Genomic DNA, 18,390 nt, shown 5'->3' on the forward strand with positions numbered 1-18,390 from the left:
CATGAGGTTCACATTGAAATTTGGTGCGGTCCTGCTGTTATGCGTGATCGTCGCGGGTGTGGTGGTTGCGATCTTTCCGATGCAGGCGTCGTTGTTGTTCGTACGTCTGACCAAGGCGCATGTCGAGCCGAATCACGCCGTGGCATGGGAGCAGGGGCCAAAAGAAGCAGCGCCTAACGTCGCTGATCGGCGCCCGAACGTGATCGTGGTGCTGGCCGATGACCTGGGCTACAACGGCATTTCCTTGCATGATCGCGGACTCGCCGACGGTACGGTGAAGACGCCGAACATCGACGCGATTGCCGAGCAGGGCGTCGAGTTCCTCAATGGATATGCGGGCAATGCCACCTGCGCACCGTCGCGCGCTTCAATTCTGACCGGTCAGTACGCGACGCGCTTTGGCTTCGAATTCACGCCGACCCCGGCGATCTACGGCAAGCTGATCAAGAAGCTCGGTGCGGGCAAGAAGACGACCGAGCTGCATCCGGTCATCGTCGACGACGCGGCGCTCAAGAAACTGCCGCCGATGGACGATGAGGCCATGCCGCGCGACGAAGTCACCGTTGCCGATGTGATGCGCGACGCCGGCTATCACACCATTCAGATCGGCAAGTGGCATCTGGGTGGGGCGCCCGGGGCGCGCCCGGAAGACAAGGGGTTCGACGAAGCACTCGGCTTCATTCCTGGTGCGTCGATGTATCTCAAGGAGGACGACCCGGATGCCGTCAACGCGATGGTTTCGTTTTCGCCGACAGAGAAGTATTTGTGGGCCGGCGCATCGTGGTCGGTTCAGTACAACGGCTCGCCGCGTTTCGCGCCGACGAGGTACATGACCGATTACCTGACGGACGAGGCGATCAATGCGATACACGCGAATCGCAACCGGCCGTTCTTCATGTACTTCGCCCCGAACGCAGTGCACGCGCCGCTGCAAGCGACGCGCGAGGACTATGACGCACTGCCGCAGATCAAGGATCACACGCTGCGTGTCCACGCGGCGATGACGGTCAACCTCGATCGCAACGTCGGCCGCCTGATGGCCGAACTGAAGAAGGAAGGCCTTGACGACAACACCATTGTCATCTTCACCAGCGACAACGGTGGGACGCATGTGATCGGCTTGCCCGACATCAACAAGCCCTACCGCGGTTGGAAGGCGACCTTCTTCGAAGGTGGCCTGCACGTGCCGTTCTTCATGCGCTGGCCGGGACATATCAAGCCGGGCTCGCAGTTCGCGCCGCCGGTGGCGCATGTCGACATCGCTGCGATCGCCGCCGCTGCGGCCGGTACACAGCTACCGCCGAATCGCGTCAACGATGGGGTCGATATTCTCCCGTATCTCACGGGCGAGAAGAGCGGAACTCCACACCACAATCTTTTCTGGCGCTCCGGCGGTGACGCGGTACTGATCCAGGACGGCTGGAAGCTACAGCGTACGGAACGGCCGAAGAAGGACTGGCTCTATGATCTCGATACCGACCCCACCGAGCGACACAATCTTGCCGATGCGCAGCCGCAACGCCTTGCGCAGATGACGGCGATCCTCGAATCGATCAGTCGGCAGCAGGCCAAGCCGTTGTGGCCCTCGACTTTCGCGGTACCCGTGTCGATCGATCAGCCTCTGGGCGTGCCGATGAAGCCCGGTGATGCCTACGCTTATTGGTACAACTAAAAAGGCATGCGATCGGTGACGCGCATCAGGACCTGGGTGGCCGGCATCGTGCTCGCGGCGCTGGGCGCGGCCGGCTACGCATCGGCGCATCGACTCCAGTCGCAGCCGCGTTCTGAGCCGCGGTGCGGGATCGCCGTATCGGACGCGCCCGACGACGGGATGGTGCTGATTCATGGTGGCCGTTTCGAGATGGGCGCCGGCGGTGTCTATCCTGAGGAAGGTCCGCCGGTCGAGATCTCGGTCGGCGATTTCTGGATCTCCCGTCATGACGTGACGAATGCGCAGTTCGCGCGCTTCGTGCGCGAGACGGGCTATCGCACGGTGGGGGAGCGCGGCGGACAGACCGTCAGCGGCAAGGTCGAGCCTGCCGGCGGTGCGGTGTTCGAAATGCCGAGTGCGGTGGACGATGGTCGCCCGGTGCGCTGGTGGCACTTCGTTGCGGGCGCCGACTGGCGGCATCCGCAAGGGCCGGGCAGCGATTTGCGAGGCAAGGCCGACCACCCCGTCGTGCAGATCGCGTATGCGGACGCGCAGGCTTACGCCACCTGGGCCGGGTTGCAGTTGCCGAGCGAGGCGCAGTGGGAATATGCGGCGCGAGGTGGCGGTGCATCTGGCACGGCGACAGCGCAAGCGGCCGTCGCGCATGGCGTCCCGCGCGCGAACGTCTGGCAGGGCGTGTTCCCGTTTTTCAACAGCGATGCCGATGGCTTCATCGGTACGTCGCCGGTTGGGTGCTTCCCGGCCAACGGCTATGGCCTCTACGACATGGTCGGCAACGTCTGGCAATGGACGACGGATTTGTACTTTCCCAGCCATCGTTATCCGGTCGGCCTACGCAGTTTCGACCCGAATAATCCGAATGTGCCGTCACGTGTGATCAAGGGTGGATCGTTCCTGTGTGCGGCCAATTTCTGCATGCGCTACCGGCCTGCGGCAAGACAGCCGCATGACGAGGGTCTGGGCACCAGCCATATCGGATTTCGTCTCGTGCGTCTCGCAACACCAAACGGCGCGCCGCGAGCCGGTTAGCGGCATCGGCATGTCGTTTTCATTGCCCATCACGATGAAAGGGGAGTTTTCGACTTGAAAGGATTGTTGATCCGTGGGGCGACGATGGTCGTGATTCTGCTGGCCTTGGCGGCTGTCTGGTTTTTGGGTCCGCCCGCGCTGGTCAAGGTTCGTGTCGAGCAGGTGCCGATGCGCGACGGCGTTCGGCTCTACACGCGCGTCTACCTGCCGCGCTTCGGGCGCCTGCCGTTGCCGGTGATCATGATGCGCAATCCCTATCACTTTCTTGGCGATATGCCGTTTGCGATTGCCGCTCGGATGATGGCTGCGCACGGCTATGCAGTTGTCAGTCAGGATGTGCGTGGCACCGGCTTGTCGCACGGTACGTTCAATCCGTTCTTTCAGGAGCGCAACGACGGTTACGACGCGGTCGAGTGGGCGGCGGCCCAACCGTGGTCGGATGGCAAGGTCGGACTGTGGGGCGTCTCGTACCTCGGGGTGACGGCGCTGCAGGCAGCGGCGGCGGAACCGCCGCATCTGGTGGCAGTGATGACGACGGCCACCGGCGCCGACTATCACAACGGCTGGGTCTATACGAACGGCGTCTTCGAGCAACACTTCATCGAGAGCTGGGCTGGCGTCGCGTTGGCGGCCGACGCCTACCACCGGCAACTGCTGGCCAACGGCTTGCCGCCATCCAAAGCCGACCGTCAGGCCAAGGCGTGGATGAAGGCGCGGGCCGCCACCTTGAAACCGGATCAGGTATCCGGTGCCGGCGTCGATGCCCGGATCCGCTTCGCCCCGGACGCGCTACCGCCGTATGTGCGGGACTGGCTGAACCATCCGCAGTATGACGATTACTGGGCGAAGATCGACCTGCATCGCGCGTACTCGTCGATTCAGGTGCCGGTGTTGTCGCGCGGTGGCTGGTACGACATCTTTGCCGGCGGGGTGATCGACAACTTCGAGGGACTGCAGGCGCATGCCGCGACGGCGACTGCACGCAACGGCAGCCGTCTGGTGATGGTGCCGTTCTGCCATACGCGCTGCGGGCCGGGCAATGCCGTGCATTACCGGTTCGGGCCGCTGTGGTTTGCCTCGCCTGAGCTGAAGTGGTGGGACTACTGGCTGAAAGGCGTGGGTGACGGCTACAGCAAACGTCCGGCCGTGCAACTGTACGTGATGCAGCCCGGGGATCGCGGCACCAAGGGTAGCGGCTACTGGATTGGCGCCGCGCAGTATCCCTTGCCGGGCACACAATGGCAGCCGTATTACCTGCGACGCGACGCGGATGCGGGCACCTTGTCGCGCGATGCGCCGACCGGGGACGAAGTGGCTGATCGCTACCGCTACGATCCCGAACACCCAGTGCCGACGCAGGGCGGGGCACTGTGCTGCGGCACGGACGTGCCGTCAGGGATCTACGATCAATCGGCAGTCGAGCGGCGTGCCGACGTGCTGAGTTACAGCAGCGCGCCATTCGCGAAGGCAGAGGCTTTCGTCGGCCCTGCACGCGCTCGGCTCTGGGTATCGACACACACCAGCGACAGTACGTTTACGGTCAAGCTCGTCGATGTGCGGCCCGACGGTACGGCGTTGAATCTGGTTGACAGCGCGGTCGATTCACGGCACTGCCTCGGCGATTCGTCGACGGCCGAACCCGTCGCCGCGGGGCAGCCGTTTGCTTGCGAGCTGCCGCTCGGCAACCTTGGCGTGGAAATCGCCGCCGGGCATCGGCTACGGGTGGAAATCTCGTCGTCGAACTTTCCGCGCTTCGCACGAGGAGTTGGCCGGACACCGTTGCTGCCATCCGAACAGGTGCTCTATCACGATCGCGAGCACCCTTCTCGGATCGAATTGCCGAGGGTCGATGCCGCACCGTTGAAAATAACGGGGGCGCCGCTATGAGGCGGCGAATGCGCGCGACATCGTTGGCGGTTTCAATCGTCGACCGGCAACGGTCGATGGGCGATGCGACGCGCGGTTTCGTACGTCAAGCCGAGGGTTTGCAGCGCCGCCGTCGCGGTGCGTTCCGGCAGTGTTGCAACGTCAACGTCGAACGGCAGGCGAGCTTCAGGCTGCGGGACCGACAGCTGAGAGGTCGCGGAGATGGCGGCGAGTACCGTGCCGCCAACGCCGATCACGCTCAGCAGCGGGTCTGGTGTCTTGAAGCGGCGCAGCTTCGAGCCATGCTCGATGTCGCGCAACAGACGCGCGCCGAGCCCTTTGCTGAAGGCGTTCGAGGTATGACTTTCGCGGACCAGGAAGCGTCCCCACAGTGGCTCACGTTGCGCACGACGCATGGTGTGCCGTATCGACACCGCAATGATTTCGGCGGGATCGCTGAGTTCACTCGCCAGCGCGTCGAGCGCGTCGCCGAACTGTTCGAAGACGGCGTCGCAGACCGCGGCGTAGAGCAGTTCCTTGGTCTCGAAGTGGTTGTAGAAAGAACCGATGCCAACGTCGGCCGCTTCGGTGATTTCGTTGATCTTGATCGCCGCGAAGTCGCGTTCGGCCATCAACCGGAACGCGGCATCCATCAGTTTGATGCGCGTTTCACGTCTGCGCCGCGCGCCGCGCTGTTCGCGCTCTGGCGCGGCGGCCGGCTGAGTCGCGGGCATTGCTTTCGAATTCTTTTTGGGGCTCGTCACGGGTCGGCTCCCGGGGTGAGGGCCAGATTATATGCCGGCGATTCATATTTGAATATTTATTCAAATATGCACAATAATTCAGAAAAGGTTCGCGCCAGAAAGCGGCGCCCGATACCGGCTTGCGAGTCGCGAGCCGATCGCCATTGCATGGAGGTCTCGACATGACACAGCTCACGACGGCGCAACCCGCTCGCCATCCGGCGCCAACCGCCAAGGCGACGGCGCTGCTCTATCTGATTTTTGAGCGGCCGGATCCGGAGCGCGCCGAGAAGTTTCTGACCGACTTTGGCTTGTTGCCGGTCGAGCACCGTGACGATGTGCGCTACCTGCGCGGCACGGCCGGCATTCCGTATTGCTATCGCATCGAGCGCGGGCGCAGTGCTCGTTTTGTCGGCGCAGGCTTCAGTGTCGCTTCGAAGGCCGAATTGGAGGCACTGGCGCGACTCCCCGGTGCCGGCCCGATCAAAACGGTCGACGCGCCGGGCGGCGGTGCGGCGGTGACGCTGACCGATCCTGCGGGCTTTCGTATCGAGATCGTGCATGGCCAGCAAACGGTGGCGTCGCTGCCACATCGCCCGCCAATGACCTTCAACACGCCGGACGAAGATGTCCGCGTCAATGGCACGCAGCGGCCGCCAGCGAATCCGCCGGAGGTGATCCGTCTCGGTCACATGGTGCTCGAGGTGGCCAACTATCAGCAGACCTGCGCGTGGTACACGCAACACCTGGGGCTGATTCCCAGCGATGTGCAGGTGCTCGACGACGGCTCGCCGGCGGTGACCTTCCTGCGTCTGGATCTGGGCGATACGCCGGCCGACCATCACACCGTGGCGCTCGCGCAGGGCTTCATGGCCACCTACAGCCACAGCGCCTACGAGGTCGTCGACGTGGACGCGGTCAGCATGGGCCAGCGCGTGCTGCGCGAGCGCGGCTGGACGCATGCCTGGGGCATGGGGCGGCACATTCTCGGCAGCCAGATTTTCGACTACTGGCAGGACCCCTGGGGCGACAAACACGAGCATTACTGCGATGGCGACAAGTTCACCGCCGAGCGGCCGACCGGCATCCACGAGGTCAGCCGTGAAGCCATGTCGCAATGGGGGCCCATCATGCCCAAGAGTTTCACCAAGCCGCGCATGACGCCCGCGGCGGTGACGGCCTTGGTGCGCAACCTGCGCAGCACCCCGGACCTTTCGCTGAAAAAGCTCGCAACGCTGGCCCGCCTCTTTTCATGACCCGAGACCACCGTTTGCCGCAACGCGGACTGACGGCCGCAAACCAACAGGAGAATCATCGATGTCCGTGAACGTCATTCGCTACGAATTTGAGGGCGCGATCCGCTGGGGCGTGGCGAAAGCCGGCTTGGTGACGCCGATCGACGGTGAGTACGCGACTACCGCGGATTTCCTCAAGGTTCATTCGGCTCAGACCCTGGCGGGCGTCGGCGGCGGCACGCTGGCCGAATCGTCGGTGCGCTGTCTGTCGCCGGTGACGCGCAATCAGCAGTTCGTCTGCCAGGGCGCGAACTATCGGCAGCACATGATCGAGTCCGGTCTGAATCCGGACGAGAAGACCTACAACATGATTTTCACCAAGGCGACCAGCTGCATGACCGGCGCCTATGAGCCGGTGATCCGGCCGGCGGCGGTGAAACTGCTCGACTACGAGGTTGAACTCGGGCTGGTGTTCTCGCGTGACATCACCAGCAAGGTGCGGGTGACCGATGCCAATCTGCACGAGTTCATCGCCGGCATCGTCATCGTCAACGACTACTCGGCGCGTGACGTGCAGATTCCGCAGATGCAGTTCTACAAGGGCAAGAGCTTCCGCAGCTTCGGACCGGTCGGGCCGTATCTGTGCCTGCTCGATGCGTCCGAGATCGGCGTGCTCGGCGAGCTTGATCTGCAACTGAGCGTCAACGGCGAGATTCGCCAGAAGGACAATACCCGTAATCTGGTGTATGGGCCGGCCGAGACCTTGACCGAGCTGTCCGGCGTCCAGGACTTCCACGTCGGCGATCTGCTAGCGACCGGCACCCCGTCCGGATGCGCGTTGTCGGTGCCGTCGCCGGGTAAACAGAAGATCGCGGCGCTGTTGCCGGAACACAAGAAGTGGGCGATGTTCCACAAGATCCAGCTCAAGCGCACCCAATATCTGAAGCCGGGTGATGTCGTCGAGACGAGCATCCGCTGCGCCGAGGCCGGGATCGATCTCGGTGTCCAGCGCAACGCTGTCGTACAGGGCGTGTGATCGGGTGGGTGGCATGAATCCTGAGCCGTCACCAGCGCTCGCCGACAGCCAGGCGGTCCGCGAGATCGAGGTCGATGTCACCATCGTCGGCTACGGCCCGGTGGGCGCCGCCTGCGCCGCGTTCCTCGGCCGCTACGGCATTCGGACCCTGGTGGTCGATCGCGCGCCGGACGTGCTGATGGCGCCGCGCGCGATCGCGCTCGACAACGAGGCGCTGCGCATCCTGCAGATGGCCGGGCTCGCCGAGGATGACTTCGACAAGGTCGTGATTCCGCATGTGCGGATGCACTGTCCTTACGTCGGCGAATTCTCGCGGATCGAGACGACCGGCAGCATCGACGGTCACCCCAAGCTCGTCACGTTCTACCAGCCGGACCTCGAGCGCGCGCTGCGGCGACATGCCGAAGCGTCGGCGCAGGTGCAGGCCATGACGCAAATCGAAATGCTGTCGTTCGACGCCGACGAGCATGGCGTTCGCACGCAGCTGCGGCGCGCCGATGGCACGCCATTCACGGCGCGCTCGCGCTATCTGATCGGCGCCGATGGTGCGGCATCGAATGTGCGTCGCAGCATCGGCCAGGAATTCACCGGACGCACCTATGCCGAGGACTGGCTGGTCATCGACGCATTCGATGTGCCAGGGTCATTCGATCACGTCGAGTTCATCTGTGACCATCGGCGGCCGGTGCCGCATATGGTGGCGCCGGGCGGCCGTACCCGTTGGGAGTTCATGCTGCGAGCTGGCGAGACGCGCGAACAGATGGAGAGCGACGAGACGATCAAGCGCCTGCTCGCGCCGTGGGTGCCCAACGGCGAAGCGCGCATCGAGCGCAAGGCGGTCTATCGCTTTCACGCGCGTTCTTGCGAACGCTACAGCGTCGGTCGTGTCTTCCTCGCCGGCGACGCCGCCCACATCACACCTCCGTTCGTTGGCCAGGGCCTGGTGTCCGGGCTGCGTGATGCGGCGAATCTGAGCTGGAAATTGGCCTGGGTGCTCAAAGGCTATGCGTCGCCACGCATTCTCGACAGCTACGACGAGGAGCGCCGCCCGCACGCGACCAAGATGATCAATCTGGCGCGGCAGATGGGGCAGCTGGTGATGCCGCGCAATGCGCCGCTGGCGATGTTCGTGCATGGCACGATGGCCTTGCTGCGCCGCGTGCCGCCCCTGCGGACTTTTCTCGACAATGCCGGCGTCAAGCCGAAGAACGTTTTTCCTCGCGGTCTGTTCGTCCGCGGGCGCGGCAGGCTGCGTCGCGGCGCGCAGATTCCGCAGGCTCACGTCCGCGCTCAGGACGGCAGGGTCCTGCTCAGCGACGACGCCTTCGGGCCTTCGCTGACGCTGGTCGGTTTCGGCCGTGATCCACTGAACGTGCTCGACGCGCCGGCGCAGGCGCGCTGGCGTGCGCACGGCGGCGCGATCGTGCAGATCGTGCAGCGCGGTGCGGGCAGGACGGACCCGCATGTCTTCGAGGATCTGCACGATGCCTTGCTGCCTGGCGCCGCGCCGTATGGCTGGTGCGCGGTGCTGCGGCCCGACCGCACGGTCGTGATCGATGGTCCAGTCGAGTCGGCGGCACAGCTGGTCGAAGCGGCACTCGCACTGATCGACGCCACGGCTTGAGATGCCGGGCGCGCCCGCACTGACGCGCGCGACAGCGGCTGGCAGGCCCAAAGTCGGCATCGAGCCGCACGGCGCGAACACGGTGCATGGCCCTGTCGCGCAGGCGCAGCGCGACAGGCGGCGTGCGACGCAGGACGGGCGTGTCCGATAAGGTCGCGTTGCAAGGGTCTGGAAGGCTATAGTCGGGCATGAAGATGGCATCGGGGGATGTCGTTTTGCATGTCGGCCCGGGCGCCGGCTGCTCACGGTCTGTCGAGGGGGGAACATGGACCGCGTTGTGCTGTGTCTGTTGTCGTGGGTGCCGTTCGCTGTCCTTGCTCATTTCGCGTCGGCCATCGCGGCCGACGCCCAAGCCCCGGCTACGGGGCCGCAGGTCGAAACGCCGTCGCCTTCGTCCGCCAAGCCTGTCGCGCCGATCATCGAACTGAGCGCCGGGCAGGCCATCGAGGGCGCCATCGGTGACGATGATCCGACCTTCATGGCGTATCCATACGATCGTTATCGCCTGCGCGGCAAAAAGGGCGATCGTGTATCGCTATTGATCCGGCCTCAACTGGATGTCATCGCGCGCCTACAGCGCGCGGGTGGCGACCCAGCCGCTGCCATCGTGTTCTCGACCAACGCCGGAACCGGTTCGGCCGGAACCAGCAGCGGTGTGTTGCCGGCCGACGGTGACTATGACGTGATGGTCTACGCGTGGCAGCCGGATGCGCGGGGTCGCTACGCCTTGACCGTCGATGTCGAGCCCGTGGCGGGTGTCGCCATCGCGTCCGCTTTCACACCATTTCCGACCATTCCCGACATGCCGGGCATGCCGCAGTTCGCGGCGGCGCGCGAGCTGTATGCCTCGCTGGTCACGCCGTCGTGGACGCCGGCCGTGGTCGCCAGCGGTTCAGGCGTCATCGTGCACCCCGATAGCGACGGGCCGAAGATTCCGGGCGCGGCGTTCTGCGCGGGTCACAACGGCCCGGTGGAGGTGCGCTACGACGCACCGGCGGATACGCCACAGGCACTGTCGGTGTTTCGCGGCCGCGACGCGGGGTGCAACGGTTACGGCAGTGCGTTGACGGAAGGCGTCTACCGTCTCGCGAGCGGACGCACCATCGTCGGTCACGTGCGCCTCAGTCGCGACGACCTGCTGATCGAGCCGGTCGGCCCGCTGGTAGCCTGGGACGATCAGGGCGTCTATACCGGCGTTGCCGACGACCACGGCCGGATCACCTGGCGCGCAAGCTGGAATCCGCGTACGCAGGCACTGCTGTGGTCGGAGTCCGGCGATTTGTATGGCGCGCAAGCGAGCGCAGCACGCGTGGTCTACCCCGGAATCGGCTACATCGAAGGCGAGGTGCGCGGCGGGCATTTCATCGCGCCGCTCGATGCCAGTTTCGTTGCGACTGACGAAAGCTATCGAGCCAGCGGCGCCGTCATCGAGTCGACGGACGTCCCGGCCGGCGCCGTGCGTCGCGGCACGGCGCGCAGCGGTGGCTTGTACCTGAGCGGGCCGATCCGCATCGAGACGCGCAGCATGACGTCGCTCGGGCCACCGGGCGCCTATCTCTACGACGGCACACTGGAGCCCGGCGCCCTGCCGGACCTTGCGCGGCCGGAGCCGGGCACGCTGGCCAACTACGCGCCACTCGCCGCTGCCTGCTCGCTGCATCCGGAGCTGCCGGTCGGCTGGCTGGCTTGGGGGCCGGACTGTCGACAGCACGCCGATCGCCTCTACGCATGGTCGGTCGACGGCCGCTATCGCCTGCAGTACGGCGAAGGAACGAAGACGGTCATGCAGTCCTTCGATCCCGCACGTCCGGGCCATGTCGACGACGAATGGCGCGCTGCGCAGTTTTCGAGCGATCGCGTGCCGGCGATCGTGGGGCGTGGCGAACTCTGGCACGAGGGGCAGCTGGTGTTTCGTGGCGAATTCGCCGGACTGAAGCCGCAGGGCGATGGCCAGTGCCCGAATGAAACCGACGGCATGATCGAGGCATGCAGCTATGCCGACGGCGAGCGGGTCGATGCGATCTATCTGGCGCGCGTCGAGCAGCGCAAGCTCGATGCGCGACGCGATGCGGTTTCGCAATTGCGTATGCAGGCCGCCGCTGAGGAACAGGCACGCCGCGATCCGGAAATGGACACCGGGGGTGATCAGCTGGTACCACGGCTTGCGCCGACTGTCGAGCCGCGGGTCGCGCCTGGTGCGATCCCGCTAGTCGAGGACTCCGCGCACAGCGCAGCGGAGGCCGCGCCCGCCACCGCGCCCACGGCAACGCCGGACGTGGCGAGCCTCGCCCCGGTATCACGGCCAGCGCCCACGAACGCGGGTGACAGTGTGCAAGCGAGCGTACCCGCAGCTGAGGCCCCGCCGGCAGCCGCCGCAGCCGCGCAAGCTGCGGCCGAAGCGCCGGTCGCCAAGGGGCAAACCGGGGCGGCGCTGCAGGCTGACGCGGCGCCACCGGCTACAGGGAAAAAGAAGAAGGGCGGTGGGCATTTCTGGGGCAAGCTGGCGTCGGTCGCCGCCGGTTCGTTGCTGACCGGCAAGGCGCCGGACATGGGCGACAAGGCCAGCCTGCTGTTCAACGCCGCGCGCGACGGCTGGGATGCGACGAGCCAGGATGGCGCCGCCGAGACCGGCGCCGCGGCGCCGAACGCTGCCTTGAACGCTGAGCCTGCTGAATCGGCCGGCAGCGCGGCGACGGCGCAGGCCGCGGTCGAGACCGATGTTGCGCCAGCCGCCACGGCGGAACCGCTTGCGCCAGCCACGGTCGCGGGCTACACGCCGCGGCCGAACACACTCGACGGCCAGCCCGCCTGCGACGGTTATACCGTCGACAACTATCAGCAATTCTTCGCCGCCCACCAGAGCGGTCCGGACGTGCAGCTGCATGCGATGTGCGCGGCCGCTTACAACTACTACGCGATGTATCTCAACGCGATCCGTCAGGGCTATAGCCAGCAGGATTCCGACCGCAGCTACGCGGCATTCTCCAGCGCTGCGAAAGTCGCGACCGACTTCTACGCAACGGCGCAGTAGCTGATGCTGGCCTACAGCGCTTGAAACGCGCTGTAGGCCAGCATGAGCACTTAGAACCACATCAGCTTGAACTTGAGTTCATACGTGCGCAGGGGCATGACCCCGGCATAATGCGATTGGCTGAAAGTGGCGATCGCCGTTGACGCTGCAGGCATCGCGCGATTTGCGATGTTGTCGACGAAGAATGTCAGTGCGTAGCGACGCTCAGCGTCGGCCAAGCCGAGCCCTGCGCGCAGCATAAACCCGGCCGGCCGGCGATCGACTGGGTCAAGATTGGTTTGCGTGTACTGGCTCGTCGAATAGACCGCAGTGAAGACGCCCTCCAGCGAGTAGTCGCCAAACACCGGGACGTGCGTCACCACATTCTGCGTCCATGACCAGCGTGGGACATAGGGCATAGTACGACCGGTCAAGTCGCAGATCGAGCCGTTCGGCATCGTTGTCGGGCATGGGCCGCTTTTGAAGTCATCGTAGGCGGCGACTGTGTAGGCGCCAGTGCCATTGAGAATCAGCCAGCGTGATAGTGCGAGGCCGGCATCGAGTTCGACCCCGCTGGTATGTGCCTTTGGGACGTTGCCGACGGTGAAGCCGACACCGGTCGGTGATGAAATCTGCAGATTTCGATAGTCCGTGTAGAAACCGCTGAGGTTGAAGCGCAACGCACCGCCCAGTACTTTGCTGCGCAGTCCGGCTTCGTACGTCAACGAACTCTCGGGGCCGTATTCGAGCTGCTGGGCATTGAGCGCCTGTGCGTTGTAGCCGCCAGACTTGAAGCCCTTGGCGAAGGTCGCATAGACGTTGACGTGATCAGTGAAGTAGTACTGCGCTGAGAACTTCGGTGAGAAATCCGTTTCGCGTCGACTCGCCGTCTGCGAGAAGTCCTCGGCTCCTTGCTGGATCACCGGGATGATGACGGCTCCGGTCGGATTTCCGGCGCTGACAACGCCGGTTCCGCCGGTCGTGTCGTTATAGATTTCGTTGCTGAAATCGAGCTTCTTGATCTCGACCGTGTAGCGTGCGCCGGCGGTCAGTGCGACCTTCTTCGTCACATGCCATGTGAACTGTCCGAATCCGGCATAGCTGTTCGAGCTTTGGTCGAAGAGGTGGGTATCGTGCTCAAGCAACGGTGTGCCAGTGGCCTGTTGGCGCGCCCGAGCCTCGGTGGCTGCGGCTGTCGAGACAGCGGTCTGATCGGTCCAACATGGCAGTAAAGGGTTGCTGCAATTGAAGTCCAGCGACGATTCGACAGCACCGGTGATGCCGATGATTTCCGGCAACTGTAGATAGTCGTAGAGGATGAACGGCGAGACGACGTGTGTCCGATAGTAGAACAAGCCGGCCACCCATTCGAGTGGGCCGCGGTCGGTTGACGAGAAGCGCAGTTCGTTGCTGATCTGGTGATAGTCCTCGTTATTGTCGACTTTCAGAAAAGCGATGGGCGAGAAGTCCGGGTCGAAAGTGGTCGTTTCTCGCATGTAGGCAGCATTGAAGATATTGCGAATCTCGAAGTTGTGGCGGCTGTCCCAACTCGCGTTGAGCGTGCCGTCGAGCGAGCGGCGGCGTACCTCGCCACGGATGTCCTCGTGGTTGCGTTGGTCAGAGATGTCGGCTGTCGTTTCTGGGTCGTAGACCTGCATCGCTGCTAGCGCGCGGGGGGTGACTCTGTACAGTTGCAGGCCCGGCCCGTGTTGCGCGGCGTGCATGTAGTCGAACGACGCGAGGACGCGAAAGTTGCCTGGCTGTGACAGAAGCTTGAGTCGCGCGTCGGTATTATCGAGGTCGTCGACGCGACGCTGTTGCGTGGTGTTGTAGATATCGCCGATGCGGGATTCGCGCAGGAAGGCGAGGCGACCGTCCAGCAGGCGGTCGCCGATGATCGGGCCGTTTAAAACGCTCTCGATCCGATGCAGGTGATCGTTGTTGGTCGCCAGTTCCGTGTCGAGTTCCGGCGTGTCGTTCGGGTCTGCCGTGTGGAAATGCACGACGCCGGCCGGCGCGTTCTTGCCGAACAAGGTGCCCTGAGGGCCGCGCAGTACTTCGACGCTAGAGAGGTCGAGGTACCCCATGTTCAGATAGCTCGGCCGGCCGTAGCTGACGTCGTCGATGACAATGCCCACCGACTGCTCGACGCCGCGGTTGTACTCGGAGCCGACGCCACGCATGCGAATGAAGTTGAAGCCGGGCGACGACGTGATCTGCAGATTGGGTGCGTAGTCGGCGAGCTGTCGTGAGTCGGTGATGTTCTGTTGTCGCAGGTCTTTCGCGCTAATGGCGGTGACCGACAGCGGTACATCCTGAAGGTTCTGGCTGCGTTTCTGCGCGGTCACGATGACTTCGCTGAGTTGGCCGCCCGACGTGCTGGATGCGTCGATAGGTGGCGGCGATTCCGCCGGCACGGCGATCGTACTGAGCGTGGCTGCGGGTTCGGAGGTGGCGGTGCCGCCGCCCTCGGTCCCTGCGCTCGTCTGTGCGACTGACAGCGGTATCGTGCCGAGTGTGCCGAGCGCAACCGCGTATCCCAGGCCAGCGGCCCAGCGCATCTGTTTCATGTGATTCCCCCATATGCACCGGATGCCCTCCGGCGTTTTGTGATGACGGTCGCCCCTGACCGCATGGGCGCCTTGCTCTGTGTCGATTCCGCAGCCGATCGGTCCCCTGGCACCGGCTGAGCCGGCACCCGACGATGCTTGGTGTTGAAGGTGTGGCCGGCGTGTCGCGCTTTGCGTCGATGGCCGGCGGCAGGCTCAGACGCGTGCGGTCCGATGTCGCTCGCCGGTCACCGCGCGTTGAGTGCGGACACAGGAGCGGTACTGAAAGGTCTGTAAGCGCATCGCGTTCTCCTCAGGACGTCGCCTTCTTTCAGGCGATTTGTTTGACGGCCGGGGTAATATTTCCCTGCTCGTCGTATTGTTGATTTGTATTACAATATATTCAGCTTTCAAAAAAGCAATACCGTTGGTCGGGCGTGACCGCTCGCCACGGAGAAAGGCGACGGCCGCATCGATGCGAGCCGTTGATCGACAAAAAAGGGAGAAGTTCTCGGGGGCAGCGGTGGTCTGGCGGCACGTCGCTGCGCTGGGAGCAGGGGAGAAAAGATGTCGGTATTCGCGATTGGGTTGCCAGATGGGGGGCGGCTGAGTCACATGCCGCAGTGGGCCATTGCGTTGCTGGCTTTGCTGCTGCCGTGGCCGTGCCTGGCTTTCAATTTCGACATCGGCGATGCGCAGGTCGATCTCAATACGCGATTGACGGTCGGCGCCGGCTGGCGCGTCGAGAAGCGCGACGACGATCTGATCGGCAAGCTCAACGTGCCGGGGCAGCAGACGCTGTGTCAGGCCGACGACTGTATGTCGCTGTCCGGCGATCCGGCACCGAACCAGCGTCTGATCGATGCGCGCGGCGACTATGCGGCGCATGCCTTCGACGATGGCGATCTCAATTACGACCGCGGCGATCTGTATTCGGCGCTGGTCAAGATCGACCAGAGCGTGGCGCTGCAGTGGGACGATCTGACGCTGCGCGCGAGCTATGTCGGCTTCTACGACGCCATCAACACCAACTTCGACGAAACGCACCCCAACACCCTGCTGCAGCCGGCGCATACCAAGCGCTCCGGCGACGTCGAGCATCGCATCGGCCTGCGCGGCGAGTTTCGCGATGCCTTTGTGCAGTACACGTCGAATATCTGGGACGACGATCATCCGATCACCTTGTCGGTCGGCGCACAGCGCGTGCGTTGGGGAGAGTCCGATCTGCACACGCTCAATACGCTGGATGTGATCAACCCGCAGGATGCGGTGCTGCCGCGTCAGCCGGGTTCGGCGATCAACGAGCTGAGTATCCCGACGCCGCTGGTGCTGCTCGACATGCGCCTCAGCGATTCGATCAACGCGCAGGCCTTCTATCAGTACAAGTGGAATGGTGCGCGCCCCGAACCCGACGGCACTTACTTTTCGTCGAACGACATCATCGGCGGAACCTACATCGAAGCGGCGCCAGGCCAGTTCGCCGAAGACCCGAATGCCTTGTATCAGCCGCCGGCGCCGACCTCGCTGCTCAGCTCGTCGACCCGGCGCGTGCTGGTCGGCGAAACGCAGCCGCGCGATCAGGGGCAGTATGGCCTGCGCCTGACCTGGTACGCCGACAACATCAACAACGGCACCGAGTTCTCGTTGTACTACGCGAACTATCACAGCCGGCTGCCGTACTTCTCGGTGATCGAATCCGAAGCCTCGTGCATGCGCCGCGCGGCGATCGCCGGCAACTTCGCGTCGGCGCTGGTGGCGTGCAGCAATGCGAGCGGTGTCTTCAACGGCACGCTGCAGACGAACAAGAGCGTGGCGACCGAGCCGATTCCGGTCGATACCGAGCGCGGTGTGCTGAGCTACCCCGAGAACATTCACATGTTCGGCTTCAGCTTCAACACCACGGTGATGGGCTGGGCGATCTGCGGCGAATATTCGTTCCGGCCGAACCTGCCGGTACAGCTGGCGATCAGCGATGTGCTCTATGCCGGCGCGCAACAGGCGTTCCCGACCGAGGACACGCCCTTGCTCGGCGCGTCGCTGCCCGGCGTGCTCGGTACGACGATCCCCGGCGCGCGCACGTTCCTGCCGGACTACATCACGCCTTATCGCGGCCGCGCCGTCGGCAGCGGCAACGAGTACCAGCCGGGCGACTTCGTGCGTGGCTGGGAGCGGCTCAAGGTCGGCCAGTTCGTGATCAACGCGCTGCAGGTGTTTCCGGGCCGTGCGATCGGCGCCGACGACATCACCTTTCTTGCCGAGGGCGGCTTCACGCACATCGTCGACCGCCCACGTGCCGTCTATTTCCAGGGCCAGGCGATGGGCTCGCATCCGGGGCCGGGCGCCGACGGTTCCGGCCCCGGACCGCAGACCACGCTGCGCCTGAATCCCACGCAGCAACACGGCGGCTTCGCGTCGAGCTTCGCCTGGGGTTTGCGCAGCCTGGTCCAGGTCAGTTACAGCCGTGTCTTCGATCTCGACCTGACCTTGAAGCCGACGCTGATCTGGTTCGAGGACGTCGATGGCATCGCGCCGTTCCCGATGCAGAACTACGTCAAGGGCAATCGCTGGGTGACCGGCGGCATGCAGTTCCGCATCGGCCAGAACCTCGAAGGCTCGCTGATGTACCTGTACTTCGACGGCTCACGCAATCCACTGCGTGATCGCGACAACGTGCAGGTCAGTCTGTCGTACACCTACTGAGCCGGCAGCGGTCCGCGGCTCAGCCGGGCAACACGTCCGTCGCCGGCAGATCGCGATAGACCTCGGCGACGATGGCCTTGATCAGCTCGATCAGGTCCGAGTCGTCGTTGCGGCGGTAGCTCATGATGATCGGCGAGGTGGCGTGGACCTCGTCGAGCACGCGATAGCGCAGGTCGGCGCGCAGGGTGGTGGCCGATGCCGGCACGATGCAGACGCCGGCTTCGGCGGCGACCAGGCCCAGCGCGGTCTGCAATTCGCGCACTTCCTGGATCTGCGGATGCAGGCCGTGATCCTGCAGCAGCGCCAGGACATGGTCGGCAAAGCTCGGCCGCGGCGCGTTCGGGTAGACGATCAGCGCCGAATCCTGCAGTGCCTCGAGCGGCAGCGGCGCGTCGTCGCCGGCCAGCGGGTGATCGGCCGGCAACGCCAGGACCAGGCGCTCCTCGCGCACGATCAGGCGTTCGATGGCGTTGTCACTGGCGCGGATGCGACCGAAGCCGACGTCGATGCGCCCCGATTTGAGCGCATCGAGCTGGGCCACCGACATCAGTTCGACGAGACGCACGTCGTAGTCCGGACGCCGTTCGCGCAGCCGCCGAACCACCGCCGGCAGCCCGCTGTACAAGGTCGAGGCGACAAAGCCGATCGACACCACGCGCTTCTCGCTGAGGCCGACGCGGCGCGCGGCGACCTTCATATGCTCGACGCGGCCGAGTACCTGCAGCGCTTCTTCGTAGAACAGGCGCCCGGCGTCGGTCAGCCGTGCCGGGCGGCTGCGCGTCAGCAGCGGCACACCCAGTTCTTCTTCGAGCAGCTGGATCTGCTTGCTCAGCGGCGGCTGGGCGATATGCAGGCGCTCGGCGGCACGCGTGAAATGACGTTCCTGGGCGACGGCGACGAAGTAGCGGAGCTGGCGCAAGTCCATG

11 protein-coding genes are annotated in these 18,390 nt (G+C 64.5%); 8 read left to right on the plus strand and 3 right to left on the minus strand.

What is annotated here, in order from left to right; all coding sequences use genetic code 11:
• The first annotated feature begins 1 nt into the window (after window position 1).
• From G7Y82_RS14500 to G7Y82_RS14510, 3 genes are read left to right on the plus strand one after another with little or no spacing between them, the layout of a single operon-like run.
• Complete coding sequence (locus G7Y82_RS14500) at window positions 2–1,672, plus strand: sulfatase-like hydrolase/transferase (RefSeq protein ID WP_168148851.1); 1,671 nt, start codon at window positions 2–4, stop codon at window positions 1,670–1,672.
• Between the two features lie 6 nt (window positions 1,673–1,678).
• Window positions 1,679–2,701 (plus strand): formylglycine-generating enzyme family protein, encoded by a 1,023-nt coding sequence (locus G7Y82_RS14505; RefSeq protein ID WP_436286677.1) that lies wholly within the window; start codon window positions 1,679–1,681, stop codon window positions 2,699–2,701.
• A gap of 54 nt (window positions 2,702–2,755) precedes the next feature.
• On the plus strand, window positions 2,756–4,588 hold the full coding sequence (locus G7Y82_RS14510; protein ID WP_168148852.1) for a CocE/NonD family hydrolase: 1,833 nt from the start codon (window positions 2,756–2,758) through the stop codon (window positions 4,586–4,588).
• A 32-nt stretch (window positions 4,589–4,620) separates the two neighbouring features.
• Here G7Y82_RS14510 and G7Y82_RS14515 read toward each other — a convergent pair whose 3' ends face one another.
• Window positions 4,621–5,301 carry a TetR/AcrR family transcriptional regulator gene (locus tag G7Y82_RS14515; protein WP_168148853.1) on the minus strand — a complete coding sequence of 227 codons (681 nt, stop codon included), beginning with the start codon at window positions 5,299–5,301 and terminating at the stop codon, window positions 4,621–4,623.
• A gap of 191 nt (window positions 5,302–5,492) precedes the next feature.
• Here G7Y82_RS14515 and G7Y82_RS14520 point away from each other — a divergent pair, with 191 nt between their 5' ends.
• From G7Y82_RS14520 to G7Y82_RS14535, 4 genes are all read left to right on the plus strand, one after another.
• Entirely contained in the window at window positions 5,493–6,566 is a 1,074-nt protein-coding gene (locus G7Y82_RS14520) for a VOC family protein (RefSeq protein ID WP_168148854.1), read from the plus strand.
• Window positions 6,567–6,627: 61 nt separating this feature from the next.
• Entirely contained in the window at window positions 6,628–7,581 is a 954-nt protein-coding gene (locus tag G7Y82_RS14525; RefSeq protein ID WP_168148855.1) for a fumarylacetoacetate hydrolase family protein, read from the plus strand.
• Between the two features lie 13 nt (window positions 7,582–7,594).
• Window positions 7,595–9,205, plus strand: a complete 1,611-nt coding sequence (locus tag G7Y82_RS14530; RefSeq protein WP_168148856.1) for a bifunctional 3-(3-hydroxy-phenyl)propionate/3-hydroxycinnamic acid hydroxylase — start codon at window positions 7,595–7,597, stop codon at window positions 9,203–9,205.
• Between the two features lie 265 nt (window positions 9,206–9,470).
• A complete protein-coding gene (locus G7Y82_RS14535) occupies window positions 9,471–12,236 on the plus strand; it encodes a hypothetical protein (RefSeq protein WP_168148857.1) in 2,766 nt (921 codons plus the stop codon).
• Window positions 12,237–12,286: 50 nt separating this feature from the next.
• Here the strand turns inward: G7Y82_RS14535 and G7Y82_RS14540 are convergent, their stop codons facing one another.
• Window positions 12,287–14,785, minus strand: coding sequence for a TonB-dependent receptor (locus G7Y82_RS14540; protein WP_168148858.1), 2,499 nt, complete (start codon window positions 14,783–14,785; stop codon window positions 12,287–12,289).
• A gap of 594 nt (window positions 14,786–15,379) precedes the next feature.
• On the opposite strand from G7Y82_RS14540, the gene G7Y82_RS14545 reads away from it, so the two are divergent.
• A complete protein-coding gene (locus tag G7Y82_RS14545; RefSeq protein ID WP_168148859.1) occupies window positions 15,380–17,464 on the plus strand; it encodes a DUF1302 domain-containing protein in 2,085 nt (694 codons plus the stop codon).
• A gap of 19 nt (window positions 17,465–17,483) precedes the next feature.
• Here the strand turns inward: G7Y82_RS14545 and G7Y82_RS14550 are convergent, their stop codons facing one another.
• Complete coding sequence (locus tag G7Y82_RS14550; protein WP_168148860.1) at window positions 17,484–18,389, minus strand: LysR family transcriptional regulator; 906 nt, start codon at window positions 18,387–18,389, stop codon at window positions 17,484–17,486.
• Window position 18,390 lies beyond the last annotated feature (1 nt).

It is taken from the genome of Solimonas marina (assembly GCF_012241385.1).
Lineage (GTDB): Bacteria > Pseudomonadota > Gammaproteobacteria > Nevskiales > Nevskiaceae > Solimonas > Solimonas marina.